The organism is Enterobacter sp. I4 (genome assembly GCF_022669095.1).
Lineage (GTDB): Bacteria > Pseudomonadota > Gammaproteobacteria > Enterobacterales > Enterobacteriaceae > Enterobacter > Enterobacter pasteurii.
On the sequence record NZ_JALBUO010000002.1, the window covers coordinates 969274 to 991764 of the forward strand.

Annotated in this window: 14 protein-coding genes, 2 tRNA genes and 3 rRNA genes; 5 read left to right on the top strand and 14 right to left on the bottom strand. The window is 55.3% G+C overall.

Annotation, left to right across the window (positions count from 1 at the left end):
- The first annotated feature begins 76 nt into the window (after positions 1-76).
- The 3 genes from bcsE to bcsG are packed head-to-tail and all read left to right on the top strand — an operon-like array spanning position 77 to position 3502.
- A complete protein-coding gene (gene bcsE / locus MOQ06_RS17010) occupies positions 77-1639 on the top strand; it encodes a cellulose biosynthesis c-di-GMP-binding protein BcsE (RefSeq protein ID WP_242174080.1) in 1563 nt (520 codons plus the stop codon).
- Positions 1636-1830 (top strand): cellulose biosynthesis protein BcsF, encoded by a 195-nt coding sequence (gene bcsF / locus MOQ06_RS17015; protein ID WP_006808586.1) that lies wholly within the window; start codon positions 1636-1638, stop codon positions 1828-1830. Before bcsE ends, bcsF begins: the two co-directional genes overlap by 4 nt.
- Positions 1823-3502, top strand: coding sequence for a cellulose biosynthesis protein BcsG (bcsG, locus tag MOQ06_RS17020; protein ID WP_148420490.1), 1680 nt, complete (start codon positions 1823-1825; stop codon positions 3500-3502). Before bcsF ends, bcsG begins: the two co-directional genes overlap by 8 nt.
- A gap of 35 nt (positions 3503-3537) precedes the next feature.
- On the opposite strand, the gene birA is transcribed toward bcsG, so the two are convergent.
- The 11 genes from birA to pepQ form a co-directional block, all read right to left on the bottom strand.
- Positions 3538-4500 carry a bifunctional biotin--[acetyl-CoA-carboxylase] ligase/biotin operon repressor BirA gene (gene birA / locus MOQ06_RS17025; protein ID WP_242174082.1) on the bottom strand — a complete coding sequence of 321 codons (963 nt, stop codon included), beginning with the start codon at positions 4498-4500 and terminating at the stop codon, positions 3538-3540.
- The gene (murB, locus tag MOQ06_RS17030) at positions 4497-5525 is read right to left on the bottom strand and encodes a UDP-N-acetylmuramate dehydrogenase (protein WP_242174084.1); all 1029 of its coding nucleotides are present in this window, start codon (positions 5523-5525) and stop codon (positions 4497-4499) included. The genes birA and murB overlap by 4 nt, the downstream gene beginning before the upstream one ends.
- A 134-nt stretch (positions 5526-5659) precedes the next feature.
- Positions 5660-5775, bottom strand: a 5S ribosomal RNA gene (rrf, locus tag MOQ06_RS17035).
- 188 nt (positions 5776-5963) lie between these two features.
- Positions 5964-8869: ribosomal RNA gene (locus tag MOQ06_RS17040) — 23S ribosomal RNA — on the bottom strand.
- Positions 8870-9039: 170 nt separating this feature from the next.
- Positions 9040-9115, bottom strand: a tRNA-Ala gene (locus MOQ06_RS17045).
- Positions 9116-9219: 104 nt separating this feature from the next.
- A tRNA-Ile gene (locus MOQ06_RS17050) sits at positions 9220-9296 on the bottom strand.
- Between the two features lie 69 nt (positions 9297-9365).
- Positions 9366-10907: ribosomal RNA gene (locus MOQ06_RS17055) — 16S ribosomal RNA — on the bottom strand.
- The 16S, 23S and 5S rRNA genes sit together here with 2 tRNA genes alongside, the layout of an rRNA operon.
- A 353-nt stretch (positions 10908-11260) precedes the next feature.
- A complete protein-coding gene (gene hemG, locus MOQ06_RS17060) occupies positions 11261-11806 on the bottom strand; it encodes a menaquinone-dependent protoporphyrinogen IX dehydrogenase (protein WP_193355516.1) in 546 nt (181 codons plus the stop codon).
- 10 nt (positions 11807-11816) lie between these two features.
- A complete protein-coding gene (gene trkH / locus MOQ06_RS17065; protein ID WP_193355517.1) occupies positions 11817-13268 on the bottom strand; it encodes a Trk system potassium transporter TrkH in 1452 nt (483 codons plus the stop codon).
- Positions 13269-13309: 41 nt separating this feature from the next.
- Positions 13310-13924 carry an IMPACT family protein gene (locus MOQ06_RS17070; protein ID WP_242174086.1) on the bottom strand — a complete coding sequence of 205 codons (615 nt, stop codon included), beginning with the start codon at positions 13922-13924 and terminating at the stop codon, positions 13310-13312.
- Positions 13924-15255 carry a Xaa-Pro dipeptidase gene (pepQ, locus tag MOQ06_RS17075; RefSeq protein ID WP_148422506.1) on the bottom strand — a complete coding sequence of 444 codons (1332 nt, stop codon included), beginning with the start codon at positions 15253-15255 and terminating at the stop codon, positions 13924-13926. The genes MOQ06_RS17070 and pepQ overlap by 1 nt, the downstream gene beginning before the upstream one ends.
- Positions 15256-15445: 190 nt before the next feature.
- Between pepQ and fadB the strand changes: the two genes are divergently transcribed.
- Positions 15446-17635, top strand: coding sequence for a fatty acid oxidation complex subunit alpha FadB (fadB, locus tag MOQ06_RS17080; RefSeq protein ID WP_242174088.1), 2190 nt, complete (start codon positions 15446-15448; stop codon positions 17633-17635).
- A 9-nt stretch (positions 17636-17644) separates the two neighbouring features.
- Positions 17645-18808, top strand: coding sequence for an acetyl-CoA C-acyltransferase FadA (gene fadA, locus MOQ06_RS17085; protein WP_148422498.1), 1164 nt, complete (start codon positions 17645-17647; stop codon positions 18806-18808).
- Positions 18809-18888: 80 nt separating this feature from the next.
- Here fadA and glyS read toward each other — a convergent pair whose 3' ends face one another.
- The 3 genes from glyS to MOQ06_RS17100 all read right to left on the bottom strand — a co-directional run bounded on the left by glyS (position 18889) and on the right by MOQ06_RS17100 (position 22345).
- Positions 18889-20958, bottom strand: a complete 2070-nt coding sequence (glyS, locus tag MOQ06_RS17090; RefSeq protein WP_148422497.1) for a glycine--tRNA ligase subunit beta — start codon at positions 20956-20958, stop codon at positions 18889-18891.
- 9 nt (positions 20959-20967) lie between these two features.
- The gene (gene glyQ, locus MOQ06_RS17095) at positions 20968-21879 is read right to left on the bottom strand and encodes a glycine--tRNA ligase subunit alpha (protein WP_003860141.1); all 912 of its coding nucleotides are present in this window, start codon (positions 21877-21879) and stop codon (positions 20968-20970) included.
- A 160-nt stretch (positions 21880-22039) separates the two neighbouring features.
- Positions 22040-22345, bottom strand: a complete 306-nt coding sequence (locus tag MOQ06_RS17100) for a YsaB family lipoprotein (protein WP_148422496.1) — start codon at positions 22343-22345, stop codon at positions 22040-22042.
- Positions 22346-22491 lie beyond the last annotated feature (146 nt).

Consider the following 22491-nt stretch of genomic DNA (forward strand, 5'->3'; position numbering starts at 1 on the left):
ATTTCAATGTTAGGTTTATTTCTACGCTTTCGCTAGTAAACTGAGAGGCATAGAAATTCGACGAAAGAGGGACACCGTGGACTCCATATTTTCTATTGGCATCCAGTCATTATGGGACGAATTGCGCCACATGCCAGTCGGAGGAGTCTGGTGGGTTAATACGGATCGTAATGCTGATGCCATTAGTCTGGTAAACCAGACGATAGCGGCGCAGGGTAAGGATTCCCGCGTTGCCGTCATTACGATGGGCGAAGAGCCAAAGTCTGTCATCAGGCTCGAAACTGACCGTGGACCCCAGACAGTACGATTATTTTCCATGCCTGAGGATACCAACAGTCTATACTATTTACCCCGCGATATTCAGTGTTCTATTGTTCCCGAACGCTATTTGCTGATTCTTAAATGTTCTAATAATGGCCTGCAAAATATTCAAACTGAAAAACTGCAAAAATGGCTGGGAAGAATCAACCGCTGGGCTAAAAATCAAAACTGCACCGTATTGGTTGTTAACCCAGGCAGTAATAATGACAAGCTTTTTTCACTTTTAATGAGTGAATACCGTTCTCTGTATGGCCTGGCCAGTATCCGCGCTCAGGCAGACAGCTATCTTTACGATATTGCTTTCTGGTGCAATGAAAAAGGGGTGAGTGCCCGACAGCAGCTTACCCTCAACCATGTCGGGGACGAGTGGCATCTCGCGCAGCAGGAAGAGACGGTGGTTCAGCCACGCAGTGATGAAAAACGCATTCTGAGCCATATTGCGGTACTGGAAGGTGCGCCTGCGCTTTCTGAAAACTGGTCACTGTTCGATACCAATGAAGCCTTATTTGAGGAAGCCCGCACAACGCAGGCGGCGACCATTATTTTCTCGCTGATTCAGAATAACCAAATCGAAACGCTGGCGAGGCACATTCACACGCTACGCCGTCAGCGCGGAAGCGCGTTAAAAATCGTGGTGCGTGAAAATACAACCAGCCTGCGTGCCACCGATGAGCGTTTACTGCTGGGCTGCGGCGCCAATATGGTCATCCCCTGGAATGCTCCCCTGTCGCGCTGCCTGACGCTGATCGAAAGCATTCAGGGCCAGCAGTTTAGCCGACATGTTCCGGAAGATATCAGCACCCTGCTCTCAATGACGCAGCCGATGAAACTGCGTGGCTACCAGAAGTGGGACACCTTCTGCGATGCGGTCAGCAATATGATGAGCAATACGCTGCTGCCGGCTGACGGTAAAGGCGTGATGGTTGCCCTGCGTCCCGTGCCGGGGATTCGCGTTGAGCAGGCGCTCACGCTGTGCCGCCCTAACCGCGTCGGGGATATCATGACCATTGGCGATAACCGCCTGGTACTGTTCCTCTCCTTCTGCCGGGTGAACGATCTCGATACTGCGCTGAACCACATCTTCCCGCTGCCTACCGGGGATATTTTCTCCAACCGCATGATCTGGTTCGAAGATAACCTGATCGCTGCTGAAATCGTCCAGATGCGTACTCTGGCACCAGAACAGTGGGCAAAACCTTTGCCTGTAACAAGCGGCGCTACACCGGTGCTCAATGCGAAACATGACGGCCAAATCTGGCGTCGAATTCCCGAGCCGCAGCGCTTATTAGACGAGAACGAGGAGAGCGCCCCATTATGAACATCAGCGATATCATCCAACTGGTCGTTCTGTGTGCGCTGATTTTTTTGCCGCTTGGTTACTATGCGCGCCATTCCCTGCGCCGTATTCGCGATACGGTCAGATTACTGTTTGTTAAACCTCGCTATATCAAACCCGCCGGAACACTGACTCGCGCTCCGAACGTCAAGGCAAACCGAAAACATGACTAACTCTACCTATACCTCGTCGGCGCCGTCGCCACTGTGGCAATACTGGCGCGGCCTGTCCGGCTGGAATTTCTATTTCCTGGTGAAGTTTGGCCTGCTCTGGGCAGGCTACCTGAATTTCCACCCGCTGCTTAACCTGGTGTTTATGGCATTCCTGCTGATGCCTATCCCGAACCTCAGGCTGCACCGTATTCGCCACTGGATCGCCATTCCCATCGGTTTCGGCCTGTTCTGGCATGATACCTGGCTTCCTGGCCCCGAAAGCATCATGAGCCAGGGCTCCCAGGTCGCGGGCTTCAGTTCGGACTATTTGCTCGATCTGGTTGAGCGCTTTATTAACTGGCAAATGATTGGTGCCGTCTTCGTCCTGCTGGTGGCGTGGCTGTTCCTGTCCCAGTGGATCCGCGTGACGGTGTTTGTCGTTGCGATTATGGTCTGGCTTAACGTCCTGACGCTGACGGGCCCGAGCTTCTCTCTGTGGCCAGCCGGTCAGCCGACCTCAACCGTGGCCACCACAGGCGGCTCCGCCGCTGCTACCGTCGCAACAGCAGGGGATACGCCCGTTGTGGGAGATATTCCGGCGCAGACTGCGCCGCCGACGTCCACCAACCTGAACGCGTGGCTGGCCAGTTTTTACGCTGCGGAAGATAAGCGTCAGACGAAATTCCCGGACGCGCTGCCTGCCGATGCTCAGCCGTTTGAGCTGCTGGTCATTAACATCTGCTCTCTGTCCTGGGCTGACGTTGATGCGGCTGGCTTAATGTCGCATCCGCTGTGGTCGCATTTCGATATTCAGTTTAAAGACTTCAATTCCGCCACCTCGTACAGCGGCCCGGCGGCTATCCGCCTGCTGCGCGCGAGCTGCGGTCAGCCTTCACATAAGAACCTCTATCAGCCAGCCGCAAACCAGTGTTACCTGTTCGATAACCTGGCAAAACTGGGCTTTACGCAACACCTGATGATGGGCCATAACGGCCTGTTCGGGAACTTCCTGAAAGAAGTGCGTGAACAAGGTGGAATGCAGGCCCCGCTGATGGATCAGAAAGGGTTGCCGGTAACGCTGCTGGGCTTCGATGGCTCGCCGGTGTATGACGACACCGCGGTGCTTCAGCGCTGGTTAGATACCGTCGGTAAGGAAGAAGGAACACGCAGCGCGACGTTCTATAACACGCTGCCGCTTCACGACGGGAACCATTACCCGGGCGTGAGCAAAACGGCCGATTATAAGGCCCGCGCGCAGAAGTTCTTTGACGAGCTGAATGCGTTTTTTAACGAGCTGGAAAAATCAGGTCGTAAAGTGATGGTGGTGGTGGTACCAGAACATGGCGGAGCGCTGAAGGGCGACAGGATGCAGGTGTCCGGTCTGCGCGATATTCCAAGCCCGTCCATCACTAACGTTCCGGCCGGGATTAAGTTCTTCGGCATGAAAACGCCGCATCAGGGTGCGCCAGTTGAGATCACTCAGCCAAGCAGCTATCTGGCGATCTCCGAGCTGGTCGCGCGTGCGGTAGACGGTAAGCTGTTCGTGGAAGATAGTGTGAACTGGGATCAGCTCACCAGCGGCTTGCCGCAGACGGCAGAAGTATCGGAAAACGCCAATGCGGTTGTGATCAAGTACCAGAACAAACCTTATGTCCGACTGAATGCCGGGGATTGGGTGCCGTATCCGCAGTGATAGCCTGCTACACCCTCTCCCCTGTGGGGAGAGGGTTACTCCGCACTTCGCAACGAAATTTCACCACCTACCCAGGGCTTAATCACGCCATCCTGCTCAAGAAGCAACGCCCCCTGCGCATCAATACCTCGTGACGTACCGTAAATCTCTTTATCGCCAATCAGCAGCTTAACCGGTCGGTTAATAAAGTTATCCAGCTTCTCCCAGCGGGACAGGAACGGGGCTAAACCCTCTTGCTCAAAGAGCGTCAGCGAACTTCGCAACTCGTTGATCATGCGAACGGCAAGCGTGTTGCGATCGATGGCGATCCCCGCTTCCTGAAGGTTGGTCCAGGCCTGGTTCACCACATCGTTTTGCACGTTTCGCATCACCATGTTCAGCCCGGCGCCAATAACGATCTGCGCGGCATCGCCCGTTTTTCCCGTCAGTTCAACCAGGATACCCGCCAGTTTACGATCGTTGAGATAGAGATCGTTCGGCCATTTCACCCGGACTTTGTCCGCGCCCAGATTGTGCAGGACCTCAGCCATCACGATACCGATGACCAGGCTCAGCCCGATAGCCGCAGCCGGCCCCTGCTCAAGCCGCCAGTACATGGAGAGGTAAAGGTTGGCACCAAATGGCGAAAACCACTTGCGACCGCGGCGGCCTCGCCCGGCCTGTTGATACTCAGCAACGCAGGCATCGCCGGATGTCAGCTCGCTCAGGCGATCCAGCAGATACTGATTCGTCGAATCAATGACCGGCAATACCGCGACATTACCGTGCCCAATCTGGCTGCGGATAGTCTCTTCATTGAGCAACTGGATCGGTTCCGGCAGGCTGTAGCCTTTTCCTGGTACCGTAAACACATCCACACCCCAGTCGCGGAGCGTCTGAATATGCTTATTGATTGCAGCGCGGCTCATGCCCAGCTGTTCGCCCAGCTGCTCGCCAGAGTGGAATTCTCCATCTGCAAGAATGCCGATCAGCGTTAACGGGATTGTATTGTCCTTCACGAAATGGTCTCCACGGCATTCACTTCGCCCGTTCGGCCTATAAAGCGAACTTCAGGCTCCAGCCAGACGTTAAATTTTTCACCCACGCGCTGACGAACAAGGTGCGCCAGGCTGACGACGTCATCGCTTGTTGCGCTGCATTGATTGATCAGTACCAGTGCCTGCTGACGATGAACCGCCGCGCCGCCGACCGTGGTACCTTTTAATTCACATTGATCGATAAGCCAGCCCGCGGCCAGCTTCACGCTGCCATCCGGCTGGGGATAATGCGGAGCCGTTGGCCAGCCAGCAAGAAGCGCTTTAGCGTTTTCGCTGCTGATAACCGGGTTTTTGAAGAAACTGCCCGCATTTCCGTTCACTTTTGGATCGGGGAGCTTTGTCATTCGCATATGGCAAACGGAATCGAACACGTCCCGAGGCGTGGCGGTCGCCGGATCGAGGCGAGTCAGATCGCCATAGGTCAGAACGGGTTTCCAGTCCTTCGCCAGGCGTAGCCCAACGGCCACAATGACGAAACGATCCTGATAATCGTGCTTAAAAATACTGTCGCGATAGCCAAAGCGGCACTGCTCTGCGGTTAAGCGTTGAGCTTTTCCCGTGACCAGCTCAATACAGTCGACATATTCACAGACGTGTTTCAGTTCGATGCCGTAGGCGCCGATGTTTTGAATCGGGGACGATCCTGCACAGCCCGGAATAAGGGCCAGGTTTTCCAGTCCGGGCATCCCTTTTTCAAGGGTATATTGCACCAGCTGATGCCAGTTTTCGCCGGCACCTACGTGTAAATGCCAGCTGTCAGCACTCTCTTTACTCTCGATCCCCATGATGCGGTTGACGATTACCGTCCCCGCAAAATCATCAAGAAACAGGACATTACTTCCTTCGCCCAGAATCAGTACGGGTTCACCGTTTTCTGTTGCGCTCTGCCACGCTTTCAGCAGCTGCTGAGCATTATCGGCACGTAAAATTTGAGTAGCATTTCGTTGAATACCAAAGGTATTCCAGGGCTTAAGAGAGTGGTTCATAGACGCTATCCTGATGCAAAAACCGGGATAGTTTACCGTATATACGGGGGGATAGGTGATTTGTTTATGGAAACGAGGAAAGTCCCAAAACGCAAAAAGGCCATCCTTCCGGATGGCCTCTTTACTTAATTGATGCCTGGCAGTTCCCTACTCTCACATGGGGAGACCCCACACTACCATCGGCGCTACGGCGTTTCACTTCTGAGTTCGGCATGGGGTCAGGTGGGACCACCGCGCTACAGCCGCCAGGCAAATTCCTGTGCTCTGTCCTGTGTCTTTTGGGCTGATACTGCGTTGGCTGCTCTCGTAAAGTCAGTCACATACCTCAGTATGCTCCTTCCTTTCCTTCGCTTGCCGCCTTGTCTCAGCGCAAAATCCTTCGGACTCTGAATCAAAGCTGAAAATTCTGTCTCTTCGCCAAAACATCTTCGGCGTTGTAAGGTTAAGCCTCACGGTTCATTAGTATCGGTTAGCTCAACGCATCGCTGCGCTTACACACCCGACCTATCAACGTCGTCGTCTTCAACGTTCCTTCAGGACTCTCAAGGAGTCAGGGAGAACTCATCTCGGGGCAAGTTTCGTGCTTAGATGCTTTCAGCACTTATCTCTTCCGCATTTAGCTACCGGGCAGTGCCATTGGCATGACAACCCGAACACCAGTGATGCGTCCACTCCGGTCCTCTCGTACTAGGAGCAGCCCCCCTCAATTCTCCAGCGCCCACGGCAGATAGGGACCGAACTGTCTCACGACGTTCTAAACCCAGCTCGCGTACCACTTTAAATGGCGAACAGCCATACCCTTGGGACCTACTTCAGCCCCAGGATGTGATGAGCCGACATCGAGGTGCCAAACACCGCCGTCGATATGAACTCTTGGGCGGTATCAGCCTGTTATCCCCGGAGTACCTTTTATCCGTTGAGCGATGGCCCTTCCATTCAGAACCACCGGATCACTATGACCTGCTTTCGCACCTGCTCGCGCCGTCACGCTCGCAGTCAAGCTGGCTTATGCCATTGCACTAACCTCCTGATGTCCGACCAGGATTAGCCAACCTTCGTGCTCCTCCGTTACTCTTTGGGAGGAGACCGCCCCAGTCAAACTACCCACCAGACACTGTCCGCAACCCGGATTACGGGTCTACGTTAGAACACCAGCCATTAAAGGGTGGTATTTCAAGGGCGGCTCCACGCAGACTGGCGTCCACGCTTCAAAGCCTCCCACCTATCCTACACATCAAGGACCAGTGTTCAGTGTCAAGCTATAGTAAAGGTTCACGGGGTCTTTCCGTCTTGCCGCGGGTACACTGCATCTTCACAGCGAGTTCAATTTCACTGAGTCTCGGGTGGAGACAGCCTGGCCATCATTACGCCATTCGTGCAGGTCGGAACTTACCCGACAAGGAATTTCGCTACCTTAGGACCGTTATAGTTACGGCCGCCGTTTACCGGGGCTTCGATCAAGAGCTTCGCGTTGCCGCTAACCCCATCAATTAACCTTCCGGCACCGGGCAGGCGTCACACCGTATACGTCCACTTTCGTGTTTGCACAGTGCTGTGTTTTTAATAAACAGTTGCAGCCAGCTGGTATCTTCGACTGATTTCAGCTCCACCCGCAGGGGCTTCACCTACATATCAGCGTGCCTTCTCCCGAAGTTACGGCACCATTTTGCCTAGTTCCTTCACCCGAGTTCTCTCAAGCGCCTTGGTATTCTCTACCTGACCACCTGTGTCGGTTTGGGGTACGATTTCGTGTTACCTGATGCTTAGAGGCTTTTCCTGGAAGCAGGGCATTTGTTACTTCAGCACCGTAGTGCCTCGTCATCACACCTCAGCGTTAAAAAGGTACCGGATTTACCTGGAACCTCCGCCTACATGCTTAAACCGGGACAACCGTCGCCCGGCTAACATAGCCTTCTCCGTCCCCCCTTCGCAGTAACACCAAGTACAGGAATATTAACCTGTTTCCCATCGACTACGCCTTTCGGCCTCGCCTTAGGGGTCGACTCACCCTGCCCCGATTAACGTTGGACAGGAACCCTTGGTCTTCCGGCGAGCGGGCTTTTCACCCGCTTTATCGTTACTTATGTCAGCATTCGCACTTCTGATACCTCCAGCACCCCTCACAGGACACCTTCAACGGCTTACAGAACGCTCCCCTACCCAACAACGCCTAAGCGTCGCTGCCGCAGCTTCGGTGCATGGTTTAGCCCCGTTACATCTTCCGCGCAGGCCGACTCGACCAGTGAGCTATTACGCTTTCTTTAAATGATGGCTGCTTCTAAGCCAACATCCTGGCTGTCTGTGCCTTCCCACATCGTTTCCCACTTAACCATGACTTTGGGACCTTAGCTGGCGGTCTGGGTTGTTTCCCTCTTCACGACGGACGTTAGCACCCGCCGTGTGTCTCCCGTGATAACATTCTTCGGTATTCGTAGTTTGCATCGGGTTGGTAAGCCGGGATGGCCCCCTAGCCGAAACAGTGCTCTACCCCCGAAGATGAGTTCACGAGGCGCTACCTAAATAGCTTTCGGGGAGAACCAGCTATCTCCCGGTTTGATTGGCCTTTCACCCCCAGCCACAGGTCATCCGCTAATTTTTCAACATTAGTCGGTTCGGTCCTCCAGTTAGTGTTACCCAACCTTCAACCTGCCCATGGCTAGATCACCGGGTTTCGGGTCTATACCCTGCAACTTAACGCCCAGTTAAGACTCGGTTTCCCTTCGGCTCCCCTATACGGTTAACCTTGCTACAGAATATAAGTCGCTGACCCATTATACAAAAGGTACGCAGTCACCCCATAAAGAGGCTCCCACTGCTTGTACGTACACGGTTTCAGGTTCTTTTTCACTCCCCTCGCCGGGGTTCTTTTCGCCTTTCCCTCACGGTACTGGTTCACTATCGGTCAGTCAGGAGTATTTAGCCTTGGAGGATGGTCCCCCCATATTCAGACAGGATACCACGTGTCCCGCCCTACTCTTCGAGTTCACAGCATGTGTGCTTTCGTGTACGGGACTATCACCCTGTACCGTCGGACTTTCCAGACCGTTCCACTAACACACAAGCTGATTCAGACTCCGGGCTGCTCCCCGTTCGCTCGCCGCTACTGGGGGAATCTCGGTTGATTTCTTTTCCTCGGGGTACTTAGATGTTTCAGTTCCCCCGGTTCGCCTCGTTAGCCTATGTATTCAGCTAACGATAGTGCAACGAATTGCACTGGGTTTCCCCATTCGGACATCGCCGGGTCAAGGGTTCATATCACCTCGCCGGCGCTTTTCGCAGATTAGCACGTCCTTCATCGCCTCTGACTGCCAGGGCATCCACCGTGTACGCTTAGTCGCTTAACCTCACAACCCGAAGATGTTTCACTTCATGATTGCGAAAATTTGAGAGACTCGAACACACATGAGCTGTGTGTCGTTTCAATTTTCAGCTTGATCCAGATTTTTAAAGAGCAAAACTTCGCAGTGCACCTTTTCAGGTTCACTCTGAAGTTTTCTTGTTTTGCAGTAAAGGATGGTGGAGCTATGCGGGATCGAACCGCAGACCTCCTGCGTGCAAGGCAGGCGCTCTCCCAGCTGAGCTATAGCCCCATCGTAGTGATCTCTCTACCGGTATTTTTGTTGAGGCAAGGCGTGGTGACACGAAGCATACCTGAGTATGTGAGTGTCGCCGCAACGCAGCATCAGCAAAAATTTGGTAGGCCTGAGTGGACTTGAACCACCGACCTCACCCTTATCAGGGGTGCGCTCTAACCACCTGAGCTACAAGCCTGCAGAGATTTTTACTGCTGTTTTTCATCAGACAATCTGTGTGAGCACTGCAAAGGCAGGTTCTTTAAGGTAAGGAGGTGATCCAACCGCAGGTTCCCCTACGGTTACCTTGTTACGACTTCACCCCAGTCATGAATCACAAAGTGGTAAGCGCCCTCCCGAAGGTTAAGCTACCTACTTCTTTTGCAACCCACTCCCATGGTGTGACGGGCGGTGTGTACAAGGCCCGGGAACGTATTCACCGTAGCATTCTGATCTACGATTACTAGCGATTCCGACTTCATGGAGTCGAGTTGCAGACTCCAATCCGGACTACGACGCACTTTATGAGGTCCGCTTGCTCTCGCGAGGTCGCTTCTCTTTGTATGCGCCATTGTAGCACGTGTGTAGCCCTACTCGTAAGGGCCATGATGACTTGACGTCATCCCCACCTTCCTCCAGTTTATCACTGGCAGTCTCCTTTGAGTTCCCGGCCTAACCGCTGGCAACAAAGGATAAGGGTTGCGCTCGTTGCGGGACTTAACCCAACATTTCACAACACGAGCTGACGACAGCCATGCAGCACCTGTCTCAGAGTTCCCGAAGGCACCAAAGCATCTCTGCTAAGTTCTCTGGATGTCAAGAGTAGGTAAGGTTCTTCGCGTTGCATCGAATTAAACCACATGCTCCACCGCTTGTGCGGGCCCCCGTCAATTCATTTGAGTTTTAACCTTGCGGCCGTACTCCCCAGGCGGTCGACTTAACGCGTTAGCTCCGGAAGCCACGCCTCAAGGGCACAACCTCCAAGTCGACATCGTTTACGGCGTGGACTACCAGGGTATCTAATCCTGTTTGCTCCCCACGCTTTCGCACCTGAGCGTCAGTCTTTGTCCAGGGGGCCGCCTTCGCCACCGGTATTCCTCCAGATCTCTACGCATTTCACCGCTACACCTGGAATTCTACCCCCCTCTACAAGACTCTAGCCTGCCAGTTTCGAATGCAGTTCCCAGGTTGAGCCCGGGGATTTCACATCCGACTTGACAGACCGCCTGCGTGCGCTTTACGCCCAGTAATTCCGATTAACGCTTGCACCCTCCGTATTACCGCGGCTGCTGGCACGGAGTTAGCCGGTGCTTCTTCTGCGGGTAACGTCAATCGGCAAGGTTATTAACCTTACCGCCTTCCTCCCCGCTGAAAGTGCTTTACAACCCGAAGGCCTTCTTCACACACGCGGCATGGCTGCATCAGGCTTGCGCCCATTGTGCAATATTCCCCACTGCTGCCTCCCGTAGGAGTCTGGACCGTGTCTCAGTTCCAGTGTGGCTGGTCATCCTCTCAGACCAGCTAGGGATCGTCGCCTAGGTGAGCCGTTACCCCACCTACTAGCTAATCCCATCTGGGCACATCCGATGGCAAGAGGCCCGAAGGTCCCCCTCTTTGGTCTTGCGACGTTATGCGGTATTAGCTACCGTTTCCAGTAGTTATCCCCCTCCATCAGGCAGTTTCCCAGACATTACTCACCCGTCCGCCACTCGTCAGCGAAGCAGCAAGCTGCTTCCTGTTACCGTTCGACTTGCATGTGTTAGGCCTGCCGCCAGCGTTCAATCTGAGCCATGATCAAACTCTTCAATTTAAGTTTGATGCTCGTGAATTAAACTTCGTAATGAATTACGTATGTTCACTCAGAGACTTGGTATTCATTTATTGTCCGAAGACATTAAGAATCCATGTCACTTTGAGTGCCCACACAGATTGTCTGATAAATTGTTAAAGAGCAGTGCCGCTTCGTTTTTCGCTGCGGCGCGGGGTGTGCATATTACGCTTTCCCGCTTCAGAGTCAAGCGATTATTTCGCTTTTCTCTGCTGACCCGGCGGCTTGCGTGCCGTTGTTCCGTGTCAGTGGAGGCGCATTATAGGGAGTTCTTCCGAAGTGACAAGCACAAAATTCAAAAAACTTTTCGTTCGCTCACTTTTCAAACTCAACGCTTATTTAACCCGCGAATCGTCCGTTAAACGCGCAATTTCACGGGCAAAACTGGCAACCTGAGCCCAGTCGGTATAAACCACCTCTTTACGCGTATCGGTTTCGCCGCCCGTCATCTTCATGATCAGGCGGATCATAAAGCGGTCGTACCAGCGATAGCGCGGGTAGCGCAGCGCGCCAGCAAAGACAGAGCAGATATCGGGCTGCCAGGGTGAACTCAGCAAAAACTTGCGCGTATAGCTGTTGGTCTGCGGCGTGCGCTTCTCGGCTTTACGGGCGACCAGGTTGACCGAGTAAAATGCGCCGGGCAGCTTATCAAGCTCCGCCGTATGCTTTTTCACAAAGCGATCCAGCGCCGGATGGAAATGGCCGTAACGAATTGAAGCACCAATCACCACACGGTCGTAATCCTGCCAGGAAATTTGCTCCGTGCGATTCAGGTTCACCACATCAGAGTAAATGCCCAGCTCTTTGAGTTCAGAAGCCAGATATGAAGCAATCTCACGCGTTTGCCCGTCACGCGTTGAGAAAAGAATTAACGTTTTCACTAATGTCTCCTTACTCACGCCAGAATGTTGGGGTGAACAACACCAGCAGCGTAAAGACCTCAAGACGACCAAACAGCATATTGGCGATTAAGATCCACTTCGCCACGGGGTTCATACTGGCAAAGTTATCCGCCACTACGCCCAGCCCTGGCCCCAGGTTGTTTAACGTTGCCACCACAGAGGCGAAGGCGGAAAAATCATCCACGCCCGTGGCGATAATGGCCAGCATACTGACAATAAAGACCAGTGCATACGCAGAGAAGAACCCCCACACCGCTTCGAGGATACGCTCCGGCAGCGCGCGGTTCCCCAGCTTGATGCTGTAAACCGCGTTCGGGTGAACCAGACGCTTCAGCTCACGGTTCCCCTGCTTAAACAGCAGCAGAATACGGATCACCTTCAGGCCGCCGCCCGTCGACCCGGCACAGCCGCCGATAAACGCAGAACACAACAGCAGTACCGGCAGGAACAGCGGCCAACGCGCGATACTGTCCGTGGTGAAACCAGCGGTAGTCGCCATTGATACCACCTGGAAGAACGCCTGGTTCAGGGTCGTAACCGCCGAGTTATAGACATCGTGGAACCACAGCACCAGGGTACAGATGACAACCAGCGTCAGCTGGACGCCAATAAACATCCGGAATTCCGGGTCGCGCCAGTACACCTTCAGGCTGCGTCCGCTCAGCAAGGAGAAGTGTAGACCGTAGTTACAGCCTGAGATCAGCAGAAAGATAGCAATGATGGTATTGATCGTCGGGCTGTCGAAGTAGCCTACGCTGGCATCGTGCGTAGAGAACCCGCCGATAGCGATAGTCGCAAAGCTGTGCCCGATAGCATCAAAAGCAGGCATCCCGGCAAACCACAGCGCCAGCGCACAGGCCACCGTCAGCAGGACATAAATAAGCCACAGGGTCTTCGCCGTCTCCGCAATGCGTGGGCGCATTTTGTTATCTTTTAGCGGGCCGGGCATTTCGGCCCGGTAAAGCTGCATCCCGCCGACGCCCAGAATCGGCAGAATAGCCACCGCCAGGACGATGATCCCCATACCGCCGAACCACTGCAGCATCTGCCGGTAAAAGAGGATCGCATGAGGGAGCGAGTCCAGCCCTACAAGCGTGGTAGCCCCGGTGGTCGTTAAGCCGGAGAACGACTCAAAAAACGCATCCGTGATGGTGAGATTCGGTTGTTCAGAGAAGATAAACGGCAGCGCACCGACGCTTCCCAGCACCGTCCAGAACAGGACGACAATCAGAAAACCTTCCCGGGCTTTCAGCTCGCCTTTCTCACGACGGTTTGGCCACCACAGCAGCGAACCAATGGTCAGCGCCACAAAAAAGGTTTGCGTAAATGCACGCCCCGCGCCGTCCCGGTAGATAAGCGCCACCAGACCGGGAATGATCATCGTTCCGGAAAAAAGTATGACCAGTAATCCAACGATTCGGGTAATGGCACGAAAATGCATCTCTGCCGCTTCCTTAGGTATTCAAAATTGTGAGGTGGGGATTATTCTTCAATCGGCAGTAATTGCAATGAACCGCGACTAAAATCAGCGAGTTTTGCTGAAAGAGCAGCCAGTTCCGCCTGAGGAAGCGCCACGCGTAATTGCACCATTGCCTGATAATCACTGTGCGCGATGACGCCGTTAAACTGTCTAAGCAGTGTTTCTACACCCGAAAGCTGGGCGTAATCGCATAACAAAGTATATTCGGTTAGCGGCGTTTTGCGGGTCGTTGTCAGAAGATTAAGCGCCTGCTGGACTCCGCCACCGTAGGCTTTAACCAGGCCACCGGTGCCTAACAAAATGCCGCCGTAGTAGCGAACCACGACGGCGGTTATCTCGCCCACGCCGCTGCCCATTAGCTGGGAGAGCATCGGTTTTCCGGCCGTGCCCGCCGGTTCACCGTCGTCAGAAAACCCGAGCTGCTGTGAATCGTTCGGCGGCCCGGCTACCCACGCCACGCAGTGGTGGCGGGCATCGGGGTGCTGCGCGCGAACGGACTCGACGAACGCCTTTGCCGCCTCCACGCCGCTGGTATGCGCAAGCAGCGTGATAAAGCGGCTTTTCTTGATTTCCTCAACAAAAGTGACCGGCTCAGCCGGTATCAGCCAGCTTTCCATCAGGCCAGCTTCAGGTCTCGCGTCATGTTCTCGATGCTGTTCTCATGGATAACCACGTTATCTTCGATACGAATGCCGCCAAACGGCTTCAGCGCTTCAATTTTTTCCCAGTTGAAGTGCTTGCTGAACTGCCCTTCACGCCACGGCGCCAGCAGAGATTCAATAAAGTAGATGCCCGGCTCGATGGTCAATACCATGCGCGGTGCCAGAACGCGGGTGCAGCGCAGGTAAGGATATTTCGACGGCGCCGCCAGGTGCGTACCGGTATCGTCCTGCATAAAGCCCGCGACGTCGTGCACCTGCAAACCCAGCGGGTGGCCGATACCGTGCGGCATAAACGGCCCGGTCAGATCGTTCTCAACCATCGCCTCTTCGCTCATGTCTTTGACAATCTGATGCTTGCGCAGCAGTTTAGCGATGCGCTGATGGAACTGGATATGGTAATCCACATAGCTGGTACCCGCTTTCATGGTGCCGATAAGCGCCAGCTGTTCATCGTTCACGTCTTTAATCAGGTGCGCAAAATCGGTATCCGCATTCGCCGCCCACGTACGGGTGAGGTCTGCCGCGTAGCCGTTGTACTCGGCACCCGCGTCAAGCAGGAAGCTGCGCATCTCAGACGGAACCTGGTGATCCAGTTTGGTATAGTGCAGAACCGAGGCATGCTCGTTGAGCGCCACGATGTTGCTGTAAGGCACGTCGGTATCGCGGTGACCGGTCGCGGTCAGGTACGCCAGGTTGATATCGAACTCGCTCATGCCTGACTGGAACGCCTCATGCGCCGCGCGGTGGCCATTCACCGCCGTTTTTTGCGCTTCACGCATGCAGTAAAGTTCGTAGTCGGTCTTATAAGCGCGATAGTAATGCAGATAATCCAGCACCCCTTTCGGGTTGAGCTTATCGGCCGGGATATCCAGGCCAAGCGCGCGTTCAGGCACAGGGCCAATGTAGCCGATGTTGCCGCGCGCCGCTGGCAGCTGGCTGCCAATGCCGTCCGCTTTCGGCAGCGCAATCACGTCAATTTCTTCAGTCCAGAAAGAGGTCGGCAGCGGTTCCACGTTGTGCCAGTAATCCACCGGCAGGTAGAACCACAGTTTCGGCTTGTTCACGCCATCCACCAGCAGCCAGCAATTTGGAACCTGCGTGACGGGCACCCAGGCTTTAAACTGCGGGTTAACCTTGAAGGGATAAGCGTGGTCATCAAGAAACGTATTCATCAGCTCGCCGGAGTGGATCAGCAGGGCATCCAGCTTGAAGCGGGCCAGTACATCGCGGGTACGTTCCTGTAGGGTAACGATATGATTTTTATAGAGCGAAGCCAGTGAGTCCATCATTCTTCCTTTCGTTTTTTTGACCTCAAGTCATCGCATCTTAGCACACCTCACTCCGGCTGCGTGATTTCCGCCGACCGTGATCAGCGCAGCATTTTCTTAATGAGTAATTTGCATTTTATTAACATAAATTCCACACTCCGTCTCATCTGGTATGACCAGATCCAATTGCTGGATTCAGGAGACCGACATGCTCTACAAAGGCGACACCCTGTACGTAGACTGGCTGGAAGATGGCATTGCCGAACTGGTGTTCGATGCCCCCGGCTCAGTGAACAAGCTTGATACCGCGACGGTGGCCAGTCTTGGCCAGGCGCTGGATGTACTTGAAAAGCAATCAGATTTGAAAGGGCTGCTGCTGCGCTCAAACAAAGCGGCCTTTATCGTTGGTGCAGATATCACCGAGTTTCTGTCGCTGTTTATGGTGCCGGAAGAACAGCTGAGCCAGTGGCTGCATTTCGCCAACAGCGTCTTTAATCGTCTGGAAGACCTGCCTGTCCCGACCATTTCCGCCGTTAACGGCTACGCGCTGGGCGGCGGCTGCGAATGTGTGTTAGCCACTGATTACCGTCTGGCCACCCCTGACCTGCGCATCGGCCTGCCGGAGACCAAACTGGGCATTATGCCGGGCTTTGGCGGCTCCGTGCGTATGCCGCGCATGCTGGGCGCAGACAGCGCGCTGGAAATCATTGCCGCAGGTAAAGACGTTGGCGCGGAGCAGGCGCAGAAAATCGGCCTGGTGGACGGCGTCGTCAAACCTGAGAAACTGGTCGACGGTGCCGTCGCCATTCTGCGTCAGGCGATTAACGGCGACCTCGACTGGAAAGCCAAACGCCAGCCGAAGCTCGAGCCACTGAAGCTCAGCAAAATTGAAGCCACCATGAGCTTTACCATCGCCAAAGGCATGGTGATGCAGACGGCGGGTAAACACTACCCGGCGCCCATCACGGCGGTAAAAACCATCGAAGCCGCAGCCCGTCTGGGTCGCGATGAAGCCCTGAAGCTTGAAAATCAGAGCTTTGTCCCGCTGGCGCACACCAGTGAAGCCCGCGCGCTGGTCGGCATCTTCCTTAACGATCAGTTCGTGAAGGGAAAGGCTAAACAGCTGACCAAAAACGTTGAGACGCCAAAACGCGCGGCGGTGCTCGGCGCCGGCATTATGGGTGGCGGCATCGCTTACCAGTCCGCCTGGAAAGGCGTGCCGGTTGTGATGAAAGACATCAGCGAGAAATCCCTGACGCTGGGCATGACCGAAGCGGCCAAGCTGCTGAATAAACAGCTTGAGCGCGGCAAAATTGACGGACTGAAGCTCTCCGGCGTGATCTCCACCATTCAGCCCGTGCTGGAATACAGCGGTTTCGATCGCGTTGACGTGGTGGTTGAAGCGGTCGTCGAGAACCCGAACGTTAAAAAAGCGGTGCTGGCCGAAACCGAAGAGAAGGTTCGTCCGGGTACCGTGCTGGCCTCCAACACCTCCACCATTCCAATCAGCGAACTGGCGAGCGTGCTGAAGCGTCCGGAAAACTTCTGCGGGATGCACTTCTTTAACCCGGTGCACCGTATGCCGCTGGTCGAAGTGATCCGTGGGGAAAAAACCTCTGACGACACCATCGCCAAAGTGGTGGCGTGGGCCAGCAAAATGGGCAAAACGCCAATCGTCGTTAACGACTGCCCGGGCTTCTTCGTCAACCGCGTGCTGTTCCCGTACTTCGCCGGGTTCAGCCAGCTCCTGCGCGACGGCGCGGACTTCCGCAACATCGACAAAGTGATGGAAAAACGGTTCGGCTGGCCGATGGGCCCGGCCTACCTGCTGGACGTGGTCGGGATCGACACCGCGCATCACGCCCAGGCGGTCATGGCTGCCGGCTTCCCGCAGCGTATGCAGAAAGACTATCGCGACGCGATTGACGCCCTGTTCGATGCCAGCCGCTTTGGTCAGAAAAACGGCCTGGGCTTCTGGCGTTATAAGGAAGACAGCAAAGGCAAACCGAAGAAAGAAGAAGATCCGGCGGTGGATGGCCTGCTGGCCGACGTCAGTCAGCCAAAACGCGACTTCACCGACGATGAAATCATCGCCCGCATGATGATCCCGATGATTAACGAAGTGGTGCGCTGTCTGGAAGAAGGCATTATCGCCAGCCCGGCAGAAGCGGATATGGCGCTGGTGTACGGCCTGGGCTTCCCGCCGTTCCACGGCGGCGCGTTCCGCTGGCTGGATACGCTCGGCAGCGCCCGCTACCTCGATATGGCTCAGCAGTATCAGCACCTCGGCCCGCTTTATGACGTGCCGGAAGGTCTGCGTAACAAAGCGCGCCATAACGAACCCTACTATCCAGCAGTCGAGCCAGCCCGTCCGGTTGGCGCGCTGAAAACGGCTTAAGGAGTCACAATGGAAAAGGTTGTCATTGTTGATGCGATTCGCACCCCGATGGGCCGTTCAAAAGGCGGCGCGTTCCGTAACGTGCGTGCGGAAGATCTCTCCGCGCACCTGATGCGTAGCCTGCTGGCGCGTAACCCGGCGCTGGACCCAACAGCGCTGGACGATATCTACTGGGGCTGCGTCCAGCAGACGCTGGAGCAGGGCTTTAACATCGCCCGTAATGCGTCCCTGCTGGCAGAAATCCCGCATTCGGTTCCGGCGGTTACCGTTAACCGCCTGTGCGGTTCGTCAATGCAGGCCCTGCACGACGCGGCGCGCATGATCATGACCGGCGACGCGCAGGCCTGCCTGGTGGGCGGCGTGGAGCATATGGGCCACGTGCCGATGAGCCACGGGGTCGATTTCCATCCGGGCATGAGCCGCAACGTGGCGAAAGCCGCCGGTATGATGGGCCTGACCGCCGAGATGCTCTCCCGCCTGCACGGCATCAGCCGTGAAATGCAGGATGCGTTTGCCGCGCGCTCTCACGCCCGCGCCTGGGCCGCCACGCAGTCCGGCGCGTTTAAGAATGAGATTATCCCAACCGGCGGCCACGACGCAGACGGCGTACTGAAGCAGTTCAGCTACGACGAAGTGATCCGTCCTGAAACCACGGTCGAAGCGCTTTCTGCCCTGCGTCCGGCATTTGATCCGGTCACCGGCACGGTAACGGCGGGCACCTCGTCTGCCCTGTCCGACGGCGCCGCCGCAATGCTGGTGATGAGCGAAAGCCGCGCCCGCGAGCTAGGCCTGACCCCGCGTGCCCGCGTGCGTTCGATGGCGGTCGTGGGCTGCGATCCTTCCATCATGGGTTACGGTCCGGTTCCGGCGTCAAAACTGGCGTTGAAAAAAGCGGGGCTGAGCGCAAGTGATATCGATCTGTTTGAGATGAACGAAGCCTTCGCCGCGCAGATCCTGCCGTGCATTAAGGATCTGGGCCTGATGGATCAGGTAGACGAGAAGATTAACCTCAACGGCGGCGCGATTGCCCTCGGCCACCCGCTGGGCTGCTCCGGGGCGCGCATCAGCACCACGCTGATTAACCTGATGGAACGCAAAGATGCCCAGTTTGGTCTGGCAACAATGTGTATCGGATTGGGTCAGGGTATCGCAACGGTATTTGAGAGAGTGTAATAAAAAAGCCGGGCAGTTTTTGCCGCCCGGCATGAGTTTAGTTGCCGTTCTTCCCGCCTGTCAGGGGCGGGTTTTTTGCATTATTGCAGCAGCGAAATATCCGCCACGCGCAGGAACAGCTCACGCAGCTTCTCAAGCATAGAGAGACGGTTAATACGCAGCTCTTTATCTTCCACGTTCACCATCACTTTCTCGAAGAAGGCGTCGATCACGTCACGCAGCTCCGCCAGCTCCACCAGCGCTTCCTGGTAGCGGCCTTCCGCGAAGTACGGTTCCAGCTTGTCACGCAGCACGACAACCTGCATCGCCAGAGCGATCTCTTCCGGCTCTTTCAGCGTCGCGGCGTTTACGCGCTCGTTCAGCGTCTCGTCGGATTTCGCGAGGATGTTCGAGACGCGCTTGTTGGCCGCGGCCAGGGCTGATGCCGCTTCCAGCGTACGGAAGTGCGATACCGCCTTCATTCGCGCATCGAAATCTGCCGGACGGGTTGGACGACGCGCCAGCACCGCCTGAATGGTATCGACGCTGTAGCCTTCGTCCTGATACCACGCGCGGAAACGACCGAGCATAAAGTCGATAACATCATCCACAACCTTCGCATTGGTCAGCTTGTCGCCGTACAGACGCACCGCTTCTTCGGTCAGCGTTTGCAGATCGAGGTTCAGGTTCTTCTCAACGATGATACGCAGCACGCCCAGCGCGGCACGACGCAGCGCGAACGGGTCTTTGTCGCCTTTTGGATGCTGACCGATACCGAAGATACCCGCCAGGGTGTCCATCTTATCGGCAATCGCCACGGCGCAGGCAACCGGGTTAGACGGCAGATCGTCACCGGCAAAGCGCGGCTGATACTGCTCGTTCAGGGCTACCGCTACATCTTCCGCTTCGCCATCGTGACGCGCGTAGTGCATGCCCATGACGCCCTGGGTGTCGGTAAATTCGAACACCATGTTGGTCATCAGGTCACACTTGGAGAGCAGGCCCGCGCGGGTGGCGTGGTTAACGTCCGCGCCAATTTCACGGGCAATCCAGCCGGACAGCTCCGCGATACGGTCGGTCTTGTCGCGCAGCGTACCCAGCTGCTGCTGGAACAGTACGGTTTGCAGACGCGGCAGGTTATCTTCCAGACGTTTTTTACGGTCGGTATTGAAGAAGAACTCGGCATCCGCCAGACGCGGACGCACCACTTTCTCGTTACCGGAGATAATCTGGCTCGGATCTTTGGATTCGATGTTCGCGACGAAGATGAAGTTTGGCAGCAGCTTGCCGTCGTTGGCGTATACCGGGAAGTACTTCTGGTCACCCTTCATGGTGTACACCAGCGCTTCTGCCGGAACGGCGAGGAATTTCTCTTCGAACTTCGCGGTCAGCACAACGGGCCATTCAACCAGAGAGGTGACTTCTTCCAGCAGGCTGTCGCTCAGATCGGCGTTTCCGCCAATCTTGCGCGCCGCTTCTTCTGCGTCCGCTTTAATTTTGGCTTTACGCTGTTCGTAGTCAGCAATGACCTTACCGCGCTCCAGCAGGATCTGCGGATACTGGTCGGCATTGTCGATGGTGAACTCTGGCTCGCCCATAAAGCGGTGGCCGCGAATTACGCGATCGGACGCCACGCCCAGAATGGTTGCCGGAATAACGGTGTCGCCCAGCAGCAGGGTCACGGTGTGAACCGGACGCACGAAGTGTACGTCGGACGCGCCCCAGCGCATCAGCTTAGGAATCGGCAGCTTAGCCAGCGAGGTCGCGATCATGTTCGGCAGCAGCGCTTCTGCGCTTTCGCCTTTCACATGGGCACGATACAGCAGCCATTCACCTTTATCGGTTGTCAGACGCTCGGCCTGGTCAACGGTGATGCCGCAGCCGCGCGCCCAGCCTTCAGCCGCCTTGCTTGGCTTGCCTTCCGCGTCGAACGCCTGGGCAATCGCCGGGCCACGTTTTTCGACTTCACGATCCGGCTGGGATGCCGCCAGATTTGCCACCTTCAGCGCCAGACGACGCGGAGCAGCAAACCACTCAATTTTACCGTGCGCCAGGCCGGCGTTATCCAGCTCAGCAGTGACGTTCGCAGCGAAAGACTCAGCCAGGCTGCGCAGGGCTTTCGGTGGCAGCTCTTCGGTGCCGATTTCCACCAGGAAAGTTTTCTCAGACATGGCCGCCTCTTATTTGTTTCGGTTGCACATCGGGAAGCCAAGGGCTTCACGGGACGCGTAGTAAGCTTCTGCAACGGCTTTGGTCAGGGTACGAATACGCAGAATGTAGCGCTGACGTTCAGTCACGGAGATCGCTTTGCGGGCGTCCAGCAGGTTGAAGCTGTGGGCGGCCTTCAGAATACGCTCGTAGGCAGGCAGCGGCAGCGGAGTCTCCAGCGCCAGCAGCTGCTGCGCTTCTTTCTCGTACTGCTCGAAGCAGGTGAACAGGAAGTCCACGTCCGCGTATTCGAAGTTATAGGTGGATTGCTCCACTTCGTTCTGATGGAACACGTCGCCGTAGGTGGTTTTACCCAGCGGGCCGTCGCTCCAGACCAGGTCGTAAACGCTGTCTACGCCCTGAATGTACATTGCCAGACGTTCCAGACCATAGGTGATTTCACCGGTGATCGGCTTACATTCCAGACCGCCAACCTGCTGGAAGTAGGTAAACTGGGTCACTTCCATGCCGTTCAGCCACACTTCCCAACCCAGACCCCAGGCACCCAGCGTTGGGTTCTCCCAGTTGTCTTCCACGAAACGAATGTCGTGAATGGTCGGATCCATACCCAGCTCTTTCAGTGACCCGAGGTACAGTTCCTGAATATTGTCTGGTGATGGCTTAATCACCACCTGGAACTGATAGTAGTGCTGCAAACGGTTCGGGTTTTCGCCGTAACGGCCATCGGTCGGACGACGGGATGGCTGCACGTAGGCGGTCGCCATTGGCTCTGGCCCTAACGCGCGCAGGCTGGTCATCGGGTGTGAGGTGCCTGCGCCAACTTCCATGTCCAAAGGTTGAACAATGGTGCAGCCCTGACGAGCCCAGTAATCCTGTAAGGTCAGGATCAGGCCCTGGAAGGTCTTGGTATCAAACTTTTGCATAGTATTTCGTGCTGGATACGTGTGGTTTTAAATGGAAGGGATCAGTATACCCGCTGGCTGCAAGATATACAGTACGAAACGGGGTTGTTTAAGATAAATTGGGGAATAAGGCGCGTAGCCAGAACCTGTAAGGGCTCTGGCTGTTGATTATGCGAGCAGTTTAGCGCATTGAGAGATGTAAAAACTGGCCGTCTGCATCAAAAGAGCAGACAAAGCCCTCTTTACGTGCAGTATAGCCTTTAAGCTCATAGCTGCCCTGAAAGCGCTCAAAGCCGGTCACGTTTATTTTCTGTGCATCAGCGTTATAGCGGTGAGCCGCCCGATCTTTACACAGCTGCTCCATGTTCAGGGAGCGCTCCGGGCTGATTTTTCCCTGCTGCGCTTTTTGTGCAGGTGCCTCCTCAGAAGCACTGCATCCCGCTAATAAAAGCAGCAGAAAGAGTGACGCCCCACGCTTCATCATCATTTTTATTACCGCCCTGGCCAGTGGCTGTTATTTTTAGTAGCAATACGTTTATAGAGTAAAGTCCTTCATTCTGCGAATCTCGCCTGCTCCCTACAAGATAGCCTGGCTAAACTCAGAATTTTCCAAGGGAAAAGATTTACCCAAAC

Coding starts and splice junctions, on each gene's coding strand:
- bcsF (WP_006808586.1), top strand. CDS start 1,636: ATGAACATCAGCGATATCATCCAACTGGTCGTTCTGTGTGCGCTGATT.
- bcsG (WP_148420490.1), top strand. CDS start 1,823: ATGACTAACTCTACCTATACCTCGTCGGCGCCGTCGCCACTGTGGCAA.
- murB (WP_242174084.1), bottom strand. CDS start 5,525: ATGAACCACTCTCTTAAGCCCTGGAATACCTTTGGTATTCAACGAAAT.
- trkH (WP_193355517.1), bottom strand. CDS start 13,268: ATGCATTTTCGTGCCATTACCCGAATCGTTGGATTACTGGTCATACTT.
- MOQ06_RS17070 (WP_242174086.1), bottom strand. CDS start 13,924: ATGGAAAGCTGGCTGATACCGGCTGAGCCGGTCACTTTTGTTGAGGAA.
- pepQ (WP_148422506.1), bottom strand. CDS start 15,255: ATGGACTCACTGGCTTCGCTCTATAAAAATCATATCGTTACCCTACAG.
- fadB (WP_242174088.1), top strand. CDS start 15,446: ATGCTCTACAAAGGCGACACCCTGTACGTAGACTGGCTGGAAGATGGC.
- fadA (WP_148422498.1), top strand. CDS start 17,645: ATGGAAAAGGTTGTCATTGTTGATGCGATTCGCACCCCGATGGGCCGT.
- glyS (WP_148422497.1), bottom strand. CDS start 20,958: ATGTCTGAGAAAACTTTCCTGGTGGAAATCGGCACCGAAGAGCTGCCA.
- glyQ (WP_003860141.1), bottom strand. CDS start 21,879: ATGCAAAAGTTTGATACCAAGACCTTCCAGGGCCTGATCCTGACCTTA.
- MOQ06_RS17100 (WP_148422496.1), bottom strand. CDS start 22,345: ATGATGATGAAGCGTGGGGCGTCACTCTTTCTGCTGCTTTTATTAGCG.